The 12,319-nt window shown below is 71.8% G+C and carries 9 protein-coding genes and 1 pseudogene; 2 read left to right on the plus strand and 8 right to left on the minus strand.

The window, feature by feature from the left end:
• The first annotated feature begins 233 nt into the window (after positions 1 to 233).
• On the plus strand, positions 234 to 1,400 hold the full coding sequence (locus ACWDA7_RS29745; protein ID WP_450607927.1) for an acyltransferase family protein: 1,167 nt from the start codon (positions 234 to 236) through the stop codon (positions 1,398 to 1,400).
• 18 nt (positions 1,401 to 1,418) lie between these two features.
• Here the strand turns inward: ACWDA7_RS29745 and ACWDA7_RS29750 are convergent.
• The 8 genes and pseudogenes from ACWDA7_RS29750 to ACWDA7_RS29785 form a co-directional block, all read right to left on the minus strand.
• A pseudogene (locus ACWDA7_RS29750) lies at positions 1,419 to 2,257 on the minus strand (class I SAM-dependent methyltransferase).
• Between the two features lie 123 nt (positions 2,258 to 2,380).
• Positions 2,381 to 3,814 (minus strand): DUF6177 family protein, encoded by a 1,434-nt coding sequence (locus ACWDA7_RS29755; RefSeq protein ID WP_450607928.1) that lies wholly within the window; start codon positions 3,812 to 3,814, stop codon positions 2,381 to 2,383.
• 82 nt (positions 3,815 to 3,896) lie between these two features.
• Entirely contained in the window at positions 3,897 to 7,928 is a 4,032-nt protein-coding gene (gene eccCa, locus ACWDA7_RS29760) for a type VII secretion protein EccCa (protein ID WP_450607930.1), read from the minus strand.
• Positions 7,929 to 7,950: 22 nt separating this feature from the next.
• Positions 7,951 to 9,144 (minus strand): MinD/ParA family protein, encoded by a 1,194-nt coding sequence (locus ACWDA7_RS29765; protein ID WP_450607932.1) that lies wholly within the window; start codon positions 9,142 to 9,144, stop codon positions 7,951 to 7,953.
• A 48-nt stretch (positions 9,145 to 9,192) separates the two neighbouring features.
• Positions 9,193 to 10,548: a type VII secretion integral membrane protein EccD gene (gene eccD, locus ACWDA7_RS29770; RefSeq protein ID WP_450607934.1), complete on the minus strand. Its 1,356-nt coding sequence runs from the start codon at positions 10,546 to 10,548 to the stop codon at positions 9,193 to 9,195.
• A gap of 109 nt (positions 10,549 to 10,657) precedes the next feature.
• On the minus strand, positions 10,658 to 10,978 hold the full coding sequence (locus ACWDA7_RS29775; protein WP_450607936.1) for a hypothetical protein: 321 nt from the start codon (positions 10,976 to 10,978) through the stop codon (positions 10,658 to 10,660).
• Between the two features lie 57 nt (positions 10,979 to 11,035).
• The gene (locus ACWDA7_RS29780) at positions 11,036 to 11,479 is read right to left on the minus strand and encodes an HD domain-containing protein (RefSeq protein ID WP_450607938.1); all 444 of its coding nucleotides are present in this window, start codon (positions 11,477 to 11,479) and stop codon (positions 11,036 to 11,038) included.
• Positions 11,480 to 11,680: 201 nt separating this feature from the next.
• Positions 11,681 to 11,932, minus strand: a complete 252-nt coding sequence (locus tag ACWDA7_RS29785; RefSeq protein WP_450607940.1) for a hypothetical protein — start codon at positions 11,930 to 11,932, stop codon at positions 11,681 to 11,683.
• Between the two features lie 189 nt (positions 11,933 to 12,121).
• Between ACWDA7_RS29785 and ACWDA7_RS29790 the strand changes: the two genes are divergently transcribed.
• A partial coding sequence (locus tag ACWDA7_RS29790) for a hypothetical protein (RefSeq protein ID WP_450607942.1) occupies positions 12,122 to 12,319 on the plus strand: 198 nt, incomplete at its 3' end.

Consider the following 12,319-nt stretch of genomic DNA (forward strand, 5'->3'; position numbering starts at 1 on the left):
TCCCCTCGGGCCGGACATTCCGCCAGAGTCGCCCACCGGCACTATGCCCGCTTTAGTCCGGATGAATACGGACACAACACCCCTACCTGGTAGGTAAATCCGCATGTTAGGCAATGTGCGACGGAACACGCTCGCGCGACGTCGACTTTCCCGAATCGGGGGTACACGCAGGCGAAACCGGTATTCGCATCGAGGGTTTTACGGAAGCCCATGACAACGCTAGGGTGCCTCAGATGTTCCACGCTGCCTCATCCTCCGCAAGAGCAACAGGGCCGTCTCCGGCACCGCCGTCGCCACCCCCCTCGGCGCAGTCACCGACTGAGGGAGTACCGGCTCCACGCGGTTCGCGGACCGCCGCCGAGCCGCCCGCCAAGCAGCGTGACGCCTTCTTCGACAACGCCAAGTACCTCGCGATCGTGCTCGTGGCGATGGGGCACTCCTGGGAGCCCCTCAAGGGCGGCCATCGCACCCTGGAAGCGGCGTACATGTTCGTCTACGCCTTCCACATGCCGGCGTTCATCCTCATCTCGGGCTACTTCTCGCGCAGTTTCGACCTGCGCCCCGACCGGCTGAAGCGGCTGCTGACGGGGGTGGTCGTGCCGTATGTCGTGTTCGAGACGGCGTACGTGCTCTTCAAGCGTGCGATAGGCGGCGACCCTGATCTGGCGATCAGCCTGCTCGACCCCTGGTACCTGACGTGGTTCCTGATCGCGTTGTTCATCTGGCGGCTGACGACCCCCATCTGGAAGCTGGTGCGCTACCCGGTCCCGTTGGCGATCGCGATCGCGATGCTCGCCTCCGTCTCCCCCGACATCGGCGACGACCTGGACCTTCAGCGGGTGCTGCAGTTCCTGCCGTTCTTCGTCATCGGCCTGTCGATGAAACCGGAGCACTTCCAGCTGTTCCGGCGTCGCGCGGTGCGCGTCCTGTCGGTCCCGGTGCTCGCCGGCGGGCTCGCCGTGGCCTGGTGGGCCGTGCCGCGGATGAACCCCGCCTGGTTCTACCACCGTGACAGCGCACACGAGTTGGGGGTGCCGTGGTGGTGCGGTCCGATCATGGTGCTCGCCCTGCTGGGCTGCTCCCTGCTGCTCACGGCCTGCTTCTTCTCCTGGGTGCCGCGTCGGCAGATGTGGTTCACGACACTGGGCGCGGGCACGCTGTACGGCTACCTGCTGCACGGGTTCTTCGTGAAGGGCGCGGACTACCGGGGCTGGTACGACCACGGTTGGCTGCACCGGCCGCTCGGTGAACTGTTCGTGACCCTGCTCGCCGGGGCTGTGGTGACCGTGCTGTGCACCCCTCCGGTGCGGCGCGTGTTCCGGTACGTGATGGAGCCCAAGATGGAGTGGGCGTTCAAGCGGGACGCGTCCGCCCTCGCACACGAGCGGGCCGGGGCTTAGGCGATGCGCCGGGCAGTGTCACCGCCTGGGTGACACTGCCAGCTCGATGAGACAGCGCTTGGTCACCCGGCCGCCGTACCGCCCGTCGATCAGGCCCGCGATGCACTCCAGCAGCCCGTCCCTGGCGGCTTCGGGAAGAGCCCGGTGACCGGAATAGGTCCGCAGCAGCTCCAGATAGTCCGACGTGCCGTACATGAGGTCCTGCTCGTAGCGGCGGAAGACCGTGGGCCGAACCGGCCGCTTCGCGCCACCTCCTTGGTATGGTCGGAGCTGTCGATGCCGGCCGCCGCGGGGGGCCGCAGCCCGGGCGGAGAGTCCGGATCCCAGCGCTCGTAGCAGCGCTGGACCTCGACGAAGAACTCCTCGGTGCCGCCCATCACATGCCGGCTGCGCACCACGGCGAGCGCTCCGCCCGGACGCAGCGCGTCGGCGGCCTTGTCCGTCCGCACCGCCGGATCGATCCAGTGGAACGCCGTCGCCGAGACGACCGCGTCGAAGGGCTCCTCCGGCAGCGGCCAGCTCTCGAAGCCCGCCGTCACCACCTCCACCGCCGCGGCCCCGGCCAGGTTGCGGCGGGCCACGGCCGCCATGTGCGCACCCGCCTCGACGGCCGTGATCCGGCAGCCCCGTCCGGCCAGAGGCACCGTCGCCTGGCCGGTCCCGCAGTCCACCTCCAGTACGCGGCTGACGGGGCAGGCACCAGCGAGTTCCACGAGGTCGTCGTACAGCTCCGGCGGATATCCGGGCCTGGCCCGGTCGTACAGCGCCGCGTCCTCGTCGAAGGTCCGGCCCAGGCGCACCCGCCGGGATTCCTCGGGCCGGTCGTCGCGCGTCGCCTGCGCGGTGTCGTCGGGCATGCGGAGCAGGCTAGGCGACGTCCGCCCGCAAGGGGCGCACGGTGAGTGCCCGCGAGGCCCCGCGGGGATCGGCGAGTCGTGTGCGGCCGGTCCCCGCCCAAGGGGCGCCCTGGGGTCCTCTCCTTACGAAGTGCCCTTGAGGTGTCGCATCAGCCTCTCGAAGTCCTGCCATCCGGAGAGGTCGCCCGGATCCCCTGGAAGCGAGTAGTACAGCGCCGGGCGCGTTCTGGGGCCGAGCGGGATCGGGGCCTCCTGCAGAGGAGTGCGGCGGGCCCTGTCACCCGGCATCGCGCGGACCTCCTCGGCGCCCAGGACGAAGGCGAACGGTACGCCCGGGCCCTCGAAGCGCGGCGGTACGGACAGGTCGCGGCGGGCCTTGCGGATCTGGACCAGCATCGACTGGAGGTCGTGCCGGGTCGCCAGCGCCTCGGCTGCCGCGCGGACCGCGTCCGTCGGCACCTCCTCACCTGGCCCGTAACCGAACGCCAGGGTGACGTCCTCCTCGACCCCGCCCTTCGTACGGCTGATACGGACCGTCGCGAGCCCGGGGCGCTCCGGGGTGCCGACCACGACGAGCCAGGTCGGAGCGGGTGACCGCTCGTGCGCCGCGTCCGTCAACTGCCGCAGTGACCACGGCAGGTTGGCGGGCTCCTCGGTGCCCCACCCGGCCGGCGGCTCGCCGGTGATCTCGCGCCACACGGTTTCCAGCGCGCCGCCCAGAACGAGCCGGTCGTCCGCCGGGTGGACGGCCCGGAAGGAGATCGCGAGCTGCCGCTCCCCCATGGCCGCGTTCTCCGCGAGGTCCTGCTTGAAGGAGTCGGCAACCGGGGTGCGCGGGTCCTGCGGGGTGGCGTCCGGCGACTCCACCGTCACGAACAGGCCGTTCTTCCACTCCAGGACGGCCCCGGACAGCCCGTCGTAGTAGCCGTCCTTCTCGTCCTGCACGACCCAGCGCGAGGGCCAGCCCGGCAGGCTGTTGCGGACGGCGGGAGACAGACGGGTGCCTGCGGGCGTCACGATCTGCAGGCCGAGTTCGGCCGCCGCCGCCGCGCGCAGGGCGTCCGAGAGCCAGGCCGTCATCGCGACGACCGGGCGGTCCTGGATGACGACGGCGACCTTGTCGGTGAGCACATCCACGGCGGGCTGGGCGGCAGCGGGCGTCGGCACCGCGCTCACTCCGTCGGTCTTCACCACGGCCAGGGAGGTCGCGGCCTGCGGCGGCCAGGCGGTACCCCCGACCAGCGAGGCCAGACGGGCCGCGAAGGTGCCCGCCAGTCGCTCGGCCTCCGCGACGCCGGTGGTGGCCCGGGCCTCGGTCCACCAGTACGGCACCTCGGGCTCGCGCGCGCCGAGCAGCCGCTCGGCCTCGCCCCTGACCTGGACCAGCAGCGGCGCCTCCACGGAGACGAGGGGGCGCCCCTGCTCGTCGCAGAGCTGCACCACCGCGCCCTCGCCTTCCGTGCCCACCAGCTTGTCCGGGCCGCCGGAGAGCAGACCCGCGATCACGCTCAGCGGGTCGGGCATCTTCTGGGTGAGGGCGATGACGTCCTTGGTCATGAGGTCGGCAGGTCCTTCAACGTGGTCGGTTCGGGTGTCGTACGGCTCCGGTCCCCTGGACGCACCGCGGAGACCGCCCGGTTCACCGGTCCCCCGCGTACACGGTCTGGATCAGCCGGTTCGGCTCGCCCCGGCGCACCAGTACCCCGCGCCCCGACGGCTGCTGGGTGGCGTACACACCGGGGAAGAGCTGGCCCTCGCTGCGGTCGCCCGCCATCACCAGCGCCGAGGCACCGGACTCGCGCAGGCCTTGGAGCAGCGGCTCGTACAGGCCCCGGGCGGCGCCCGCGACCCGGCGGGTGACGACGAAGTGCAGGCCGATGTCGACGGCGGAGGGGATATACGGCAGGAAGGGGGCGAGGGGCTGCTGGCCCGCCGTGGTCAGCACGTCGTAGTCGTCGACCAGGATCACGATCCGCGGGCCCGTGCCCCAGCTGCCCGGCTCCAGGTCCTCGCTGTCCGCGCTCTCGTCGGGCAGCCGCTTCTCCAGCTCACCGGCGATACCGGCCGACAGGGCTCCGGCCAGCTTGGAGTTGTAGGCGTAGCCGCCGCGGAACTCCTCGGGGATCGCGCCGCGCAGTCCACGCCGCGGGTCCATGACGCCGAAGACCAGTTCGTCCTCGCTGTAGCGGTCGATGAGCCCGTTCGCGACGACCTTCAGCAGATTGGTCTTGCCGCACTCGCTGTCGCCCATGATCAGCAGATGCTGGTCGTGCGCGAAGAGGTCGAGCAGGACAGGCGCCAGCCGGTTCTGGTCCAGGCCGATCGGCACCCGGCGCGGCTCGGCCGACGGGCCGGGCAGCAGCCGGGGTTCCAGGACGTGCGGCAGCACGCGCACGGGCTGGGCGACGTCACCGGTCCAGGTGGCGCGGACCGTACGGGCGGTGCGTTCCAGGACGGCGCCGAGGTCCGCGGTGTCGGCGAGGCCGTCCGTGCGCGGCAGCGCGACCTGGGCGAAGAGCTTGCCATCGGTGAGGACGCGGCCCTTCTCCTCCGGTGCGAGGGTCTCGGCGAGCTTGCGGTCCACGCTGGACTCGCTCGGGTCGTTCAGGCGCAGTTCGACGCGGGTGCCGAACTGGGACTGGGTGGCGATGCGCACGTCGTTCCAGCGGAGCATGCCGGCGACGACATGGATGCCGTAGCCGCCGCCTCGTTTGAGGATGTCGACGACCGGGTCGTCCAGTTCCTCGAAGTCGTCACGCAGGGCGCCGAAGCCGTCGATGAGCAGCACGACCTCGGTGGAGGCCAGCTCCGGCAGACGGCCCGCCGCGCGCAGGGTGCGCAGCTGCTCCAGCGAGTCGATGTTGTGGATCCGGAACAGCTCCTCGCGCTGGTCGAGCATGCCGCGCACGGAGTCGATGGTGCGTGCGGCGCGCTCGCGGTCGGCGCGGCCCGCGACCCCGCCGACGTGCGGCAGCCCGGCGAGGGCCTGGAGACCGCCACCGACCAGGTCGAGGCCGTAGATGCCGACTTCCTGCGGGGTGTGGGTGAGCGCCAGGGCGAGGCCGAGGGTGCGCATCAGCGTCGTCTTGCCGGACTGCGGCCCGCCGATGACCGCCACATGGCCGCCCGCGACCGTCAGGTCCAGGTACCACTCGCCCTGCCACTGCTTCGTCGGATCGTCCAGGATGCCCATCGGCACCCGGAGCGGACCCCTCCCGCCGGCGGCCCGGCCACCCCCGGCCGACGAGCGCTCCGCGCGTCCCCGCTGATCGGCGAGCTGCATACCGCGCGGCCCGACCTCGACGGGTCCGGCGACCTTGTCGAGGGCGATGGCGTCGGGCAGCGGGGGCAGCCAGATCTGGCGCACGGGCCGGGACCCGGCATCGCGCTCGATCTGCTGGACCATGACGCCCATCTCGGTGGGACCGGTCTCGCGGCGCCGCATCTGCGGCTCCTCGGGGCCCGAACCCTCCCCCTGGCCCAGGGTGTTGTACGCCGCGTACTCCAGGGCGAGCGGCCCGGTGTCCTCCTCCTCGCGCTGGACGGGACCCCGGTAGCCGCCGGAGACATAGCTCGCCTTGAACCGCTCGTAGTGGCTGGTGTCGACCTTGAGGTAGCCGAAGCCGGGGAGCGGCGGCAGATGGAAGGCGTCCGTGGTGTCCAGGACCGTACGGGACTCGTCGGCGGAGAAGGTGCGCAGACCGAGCCGGTAGGACAGATACGTGTCCAGGCCCTTGAGCTTGCCGCCCTCGATGCGCTGGCTGGACAGCAGCAGATGCACGCCGATGGAGCGGCCGATCCGGCCGATCGACAGGAACAGGTCGATGAAGTCCGGCTTGGCGGTGAGGAGTTCGCCGAACTCGTCGATGACGACGAACAGATGCGGCAGGGGCTCGAGGTCGGGGCGCTTCTCGGCGCGCAGGGCGGCGTAGTGACCGACGTCGGCGACGTTTCCGGCGTCCTTGAGGACCTGCTGGCGGCGCTTGACCTCGCCCGCCAGCGACGCGTGCACACGCTCCACCAGGCCCGCCTGGTTCTCCAGGTTGGTGATCACTCCGGCCACGTGCGGGAGGCCCGCGAAGGGGGCGAAGGTGGCGCCGCCCTTGTAGTCGACCAGGACCAGCGCGAGGTCCTCCGGCGGGTGGGTGGCGACCAGCGCGAGGACCAGGGTGCGCAGCAGTTCGGACTTGCCGGAGCCGGTGGCGCCGACGCACAGACCGTGCGGGCCCATGCCCAGTTCCGAGGACTCCTTCAGGTCGAGCAGGACCGGCTCGCGGCTGTCACTGATGCCGATCGGCACGCGCAGGAAGGCGCGTTCACCGCGCGGCGCCCACAGCCGGTCGAGGTCGAGGTGGGCCACGTCGTCGATGCCGAGCAGCTCCGCGAAGTCGACCGGGCCGGTCAGCGGCGCGTCGGCCATGGATTCGGCGGACAGCCTGAGTGGGGCGAGCATCCGGGCCAGGCCCTCGGCGAACGGGATGCCGACCTCGTCGACCGTGCCGTGCGCGCTGATCGGCTCGGCCTCGCGCAGGTCCTCGATGACGATCCGGTCGCCCTCCACCGTGATCCGGACCCCGACCTGGCCGGGCTCCTGGATCCGCTGGTCGAGCAGGTGCAGCACGGTGACACCCATGTCGCGCAGGCCGACCGCGTCATCGGGGCGGGGCAGGTCGACGGCGTCCTCGCCATGGCCGTCGGTGACCACGAGCAGCCGGGAGGTCATGGCGAGGGCGTCCTTGCCGGACAGACCGCGGCGCACCTCGGCCGCGTAGGAGGCACGACGGCGCAGCTCGGGGCCGATCTGGTGGGACAGCTGGGGCAGTGAGGGGGCGATGCGGCGGGCGGCGACCGGGCCGTCGAACTGCTCGGAGTCGAGCAGATGCGGCAGCCACTTGGCCCACTCCCACTCGTCCAGCCGGTCCCCGGGGACGGCGAGCGCCATGGCGACGTCGTCCGGAGCGTGCGTCGCGGCGGCCTGGACGATCAGGGCGCGGGCCACCCGCAGGGTGTCCTCGCGGGGGCCGATGACACTGATGTTGCCGACCCGGTCCAGCGGGACGGTGAGCGGGAGTTCCGTGCCGGTGCCGAAGCGGGCCGTCAGCGCGGACGCCTCGTTCAGCATGAACTGGTCCGGCGGCGTGAGCACGGACGAGCTCTGCTGGCCGACCCTCAGATCCCGTACGGGCATCTCACCGGTACCGACGCGCACGCGCAGGAAGTCGGCGTCCAGGCGCCGCCGCTCCCACAGGCGGGCCGGATCGCGGACTATGTCGTACAGCGCGTCCGGCGGCGGGTCGAGCACCTGTGCCGTCTCGCGCCGCTCCCGTTCCTCCTTGGACAGCTCCTCGCGGGTGTCCTCCAAGTACGCGAGATACGCCTCGCGTTGGGTGCGGCGGGTCCGCTGGGCCTTGCCGCGCTGGGAGAACACCAGCGCCATCGAACCGGCGATGGTGACCACCAGGATGATCGCGCCGAGTCCCGCGAACTGGCTGTTGCGCACGACGGTCATCATCACCACGGACGACATCACGCCGGCCACAGGTAGCAGCGAGGTCACGATCGAACCGGCCTTGCCCTCGGGCAGGTTGGGCGGCGCCTCGATGGTGCGCGGTTCGGGGGCAGCCGGGGGCCGGGTGGTGCGGGCCGGCCGGTGGATCAGTCGGGTGCTCATGTGCCGTGTCCTCCCCCTTGCTTCAGCGGCGCTTCTGGGAGAGCTGGAAGACCTCTGCGGCCAGGCGTGTGGCGGCCAGCCGGGTGGCGTGTGCGAGGAGTTCGGTGCGGATCGCGCCGCCCGCCGCCAGGTGCCGGTCGTAGGGCAGTACGTGGACCCGGGCACCGGTCGCGCGCAGCGTCTCCGCGGCCTTGGTGGCGTCGAGTCCGGTGTGCGGGACCATCTCGGTCAGCGTGACGACGGTCCCCTCGATGACATGGCGCGGCAGGCCGCGCATCCACTCCAGGACGGCGAAGGTGCTGGAGACGCCCTCCAGCGTGGCCGGCGCGGTCAGCACCCGGGCCTGGGAGGCGGACAGGGCGACACGGGCGACCTCGGCGGGCAGGGTCTCGCAGTCCACGACGGTGACGCCGAAGTAACGGCGCAGGGACACCATGACCCGCTCGTACGCCTTGGTGTCGAGCATGGCGCCGATCTGGCCCTGGCTGCCGGGCAGCAGCCAGGCGTTGTCGGGGAGTTGGACGAGGTAGCCGGTGACGTCGAGCAGCGACATCTGCGGCTCCACGATGCCCGCGACATCGCCGGTGGTCCAGCGCAGTGTCTCGGCGCCGAGCCTGAGCGGCAGCGTGCCGAGGGCCGGGTCGGCCTCGATGATGAGGGTCGGGTCGTGCCGGTAGTGCGCGTACGTGGTGCCGAGCAGGGCGGCGACGGTCGTCTTGCCGGCTCCGCCGCGGATCGAGGTGACGGCGATCTGCCGCCCGGTGGTCACGGCCTGCTGGAGCACTTCGGCGGTGGCGGTGGCTCCGGTGACCTCACGGGCGGCGGAGGAGGAGACGGTACGGCGCACGGCGCGCAGGGCACGGGCGGAGAGCGGCTCGCCATGGCGGGGCTTGAGGCCGGCACCGGCAAGCTGCTTGTCGACGACCGGGCGTGAGTCGGGGGTGCGGGGCTGCGGCCGAGGGCCGGCGGGCCGCTGGGCGGGCACCGGCCGGTGCTGAGGCTGCGCGGCGGCGCCCTGCTGTCCGGCGTACGCCTGCTGGGGCACTGGCTGCTGGGGGTGCTCGTACGCCTGCCCCTGCGCGGGTGCGCCCTGCGGGTGCGGCTGTGCGGCACCGGGGACGGGCGCGCCCTGCGGGTGCGCCTCGGGGCCCGGTTGCCCGGAGCCGCCCCTGAGGTTGCGCAGCACGTCGCTCTGCCAGTTCTCCCCGTTCGGCATGTCGCCCTTCTCTCCTGTCCGCCCCGCCCGGAGCGGCCGCACCATGTGTCAGAACTTGTTGAGCAACTGCCCGTAGATGCCGAACACGCCGACGGCGAGCGGGAACAGCCCGATCACACCGATCGACTCGATCAGATCGCCGACGCGCCGCAGCCGTACCTGCACATGCTCCGGCGGCTGCACGGCGAGGACCAGCAGCGGCAGCACCGCGGCCGCGCACAGCACGGCGAGCGGTCCGGCGCCCGCGGCGTGGTCCATCCAGAGCACCACCAGGCGTACGACGAGCAGCGCGGCGGCGGCGAACAGCGCGACCACCTCGGCGACCAGCGGAAACGCTCGGGCCCTGGACAGCAGCACGACGGCGACCAGCGACGTGAGGGCCACGGTCCACACGGTCGGCTCCGGCGCGGTAGTCAGCAGCCAGCCGCCGGCGGCGGCCGAGACGGCGGTGGCGATGGTCGCGAGGGCGAGCCCGCGGTGCGTGGCCGCCAGCGCGTTGCCGACCTCGTGCCGGCTGACCGAGACGCCTCCCGACCTGCGGTCGTCGAGCCCGGTCAGACCGGAGGCCATCAGCGCGAAACGGGGCAGCAGCCCGAGCAGCACGACGGAGAGCACGGCCATCACGGCGCCGAGCCGGGCCGGTTGGTCCTGCACGGCGGCGACCGTCTCCCAGACGACGGCGATGACCGCCGCCGCGCCCGCCCCGATGAGCCCGCCGTGGCCGAGCGGCGAGAAGAAAGCGAGCAGCACGAGGGTGAGCACCAGCGCGGCCACGACACCGGCGAGCCGGGCCGTCCCGGGCCAGTCGTAGGCGTCGGCGGCGGTCCAGGCGGTGAGCGGCCCGAGCCCGCCGGAGGCGAGGAGCAGCGCGGTGGCCAGTCCCTGGTTGCCGTTCCCGACCTTGGCCACCAGGGCTCCGGCGAGGAGCAGGACGAGGGTGGCGGCCACCAGTCCCGTGGTGAGGGAGCGGAGGTCGAACTCGTGCCGGGCGAGGACGGCCGCGGTCACCGCGAAGACGAAGGTGGCCACGCCGGCGGTGACCCGGCGGGCGGCCGGGCGCCAGCGCCAGGCCCGCAGGTCGAGGTCGTCGGCGACCTGGTCCGTCACATCGTGCACGACCGGCGCGGGCGGGGCGGCGTGCGCCCGAACGAGCTGGAGTACGGCGCCGTCGGCGATCTCGGCCGAGGACAGCGTGGCGTCGTGCGGCAGCACCGAGCCGTCGGAGGTGACGAGTTGCCGTGTCATGGGGCGTGCGGCGGCCCGGTCGTCGAGCAACTGCAGGATGTCGGGGAGCAGTTGGCCTATCGGAGTGTCCGACGGCAGGACGATGTCGGCTCGCCGTCGCTCACCGACCAGGGTGACCCGGCTCAGCTGGGCCCGGGAAGTCGTTGCAGTGCTCACCACTTGGGGGAACCTATCATCGCGATGTCGTCCGAAACGGCGTGTCCGTACGGGGGTTCCGTGGAGGCACGCGACCTCCCTGGCAGGGCCATGCCCACCCGGCGGACCGGGTTCACCTCTTCGTGCCTTGCTTCGTGCCGTCGGCGCTGGGCGTCTGGCCGCCGCTTCCGCCGGACGGGGCGTACAACTGCCCTTGCTGCTGCTCCTGCTTCTTCTGCTCGGCCTTCTGCTTGGCCAGGGTGGCCTGGAGGAAGGACCAGCCGACGCAACCGGCGCACAGTACGGCGGCGATCGCGATGCCCGTGAACATCTTGCCGAGCCGCTCGTCCACCGTGCGCCAGCCGCGCTGGGCGCCGAACAGCAGCGCGTCACGCATCCGTCGGCGGCGTACCGCCACCGACTCCAGCAACTGGCTGTCGTAGTCCCGTGTCATCAGTAGTCCCGTGCCGTTCCGTACCGTCCTGTGCCGGCCGCGGTCGCCGTCGGCCCGTCAGTCATCTGCACCGAGACCGAGGTACTCGCGCATGGCCGCGTACTTGCGGGTGAGCCGCTCGGCGGTGGGGGCGTCGAGGGCCGCGAGACGGTGCGGATCGGCGTTGTGCGCGAGGTCGGCCGCCTTGACGAGCCGGGCGCCCGGGGTGGCGAGGATGCGCCTGGCGTACGCGTCCGGCTCCTCTCCCGGGTGCTTGGTGACGGCTCGCACGACGTCCTTCGTCACCTGTGACAACGGGGCCGCCTCCAGCCACTCCTCGGTGAGGACGCCGTCCTCCACGGAGTCGTGCAGCCAGGCGGCGGCCACGAGTTCGTCGCCACCGCCCCGGGCCCGTACGCCCTCGGCGACGGCCTGAAGGTGCTCCGCGTAAGGCCGCCCGGCCTTGTCCTTCTGCGCGGCGTGCGCGGCACGTGCGACGGCCTCGACCTCGGCCATGCTCATATGTGCCTCTGATGACCGCGGTTCGTGCGGCATGAGCGGCATGACAAGCTCCCCCTAACTTTGCCCCTGCAACATAAGGCATGGACGAGCGGGGAGTACAGCCCAGTTGCGGTCGAGGGATACGGCGGAGCGGTGGAGGCTCGGTGCCGGAGCCGCCCGAAGGTTCGACGCCTTGGGCGGTCGGCAATGCGTGACGCATGGTCAGCCCTTGCTCACCAGTTCCCTGAGCGCTCCAAGAGTCCCCACCTCGGAGAGTGAACCGGGTACGACGTGGCTCCTCTCGCTGTCACCCGCACCTTCCATCAGCTCGGCGAGTAGAGCGGTGGGTGCAAGGTCGCGAGCCTTGGCGTCCCGCAGCTTCCAGAGCCACGGAGCACCGGCATTGAGGTCCGCAGGACGAAGCCCCGGCGGCGTCAGCCAGCCGGCCGCCTCATCCGCGTCGTTGGCCCACACATATCCGATGACCGAGCCGGCCGCATTGAGTGGTGTGCATCGTGAAGTGGCAGGTCACGGGCCTGGTGTGATTCTGTGCGCGGGTGCTCGTGCTGGTCGCGCGGGGCAGTCTGCCGTGTAGATCGTCGGGCAGGGAGGTCTTCGCGGGTTCTGGTCCGTTCCAGCCCGGGGACTCTTACGCTCCCGGGCATGGTGGACCCCGAGGTGCTGGAACGGATCGCCGTGCGCTGCGCGGAACTGGACAGTCTGGAAGAACAGCTGGTCAAGCAGCTGGACCAGGTGCGGGCCGAGCGGGACGAACTCGCGGTCGCCGAGCGGGTTCTGGCAAGGATGAGCGAGCAGATCGCCGGGGAACGGGCTGCCGTCGCGCCGGCGTCGGCGCAGGTC

The organism is Streptomyces sp. NPDC001156 (assembly GCF_053598275.1).

Coding starts and splice junctions, on each gene's coding strand:
- ACWDA7_RS29745 (WP_450607927.1), top strand. CDS start 234: ATGTTCCACGCTGCCTCATCCTCCGCAAGAGCAACAGGGCCGTCTCCG.
- ACWDA7_RS29755 (WP_450607928.1), bottom strand. CDS start 3,814: ATGACCAAGGACGTCATCGCCCTCACCCAGAAGATGCCCGACCCGCTG.
- eccCa (WP_450607930.1), bottom strand. CDS start 7,928: ATGAGCACCCGACTGATCCACCGGCCGGCCCGCACCACCCGGCCCCCG.
- ACWDA7_RS29765 (WP_450607932.1), bottom strand. CDS start 9,144: ATGCCGAACGGGGAGAACTGGCAGAGCGACGTGCTGCGCAACCTCAGG.
- ACWDA7_RS29775 (WP_450607936.1), bottom strand. CDS start 10,978: ATGACACGGGACTACGACAGCCAGTTGCTGGAGTCGGTGGCGGTACGC.
- ACWDA7_RS29780 (WP_450607938.1), bottom strand. CDS start 11,479: ATGAGCATGGCCGAGGTCGAGGCCGTCGCACGTGCCGCGCACGCCGCG.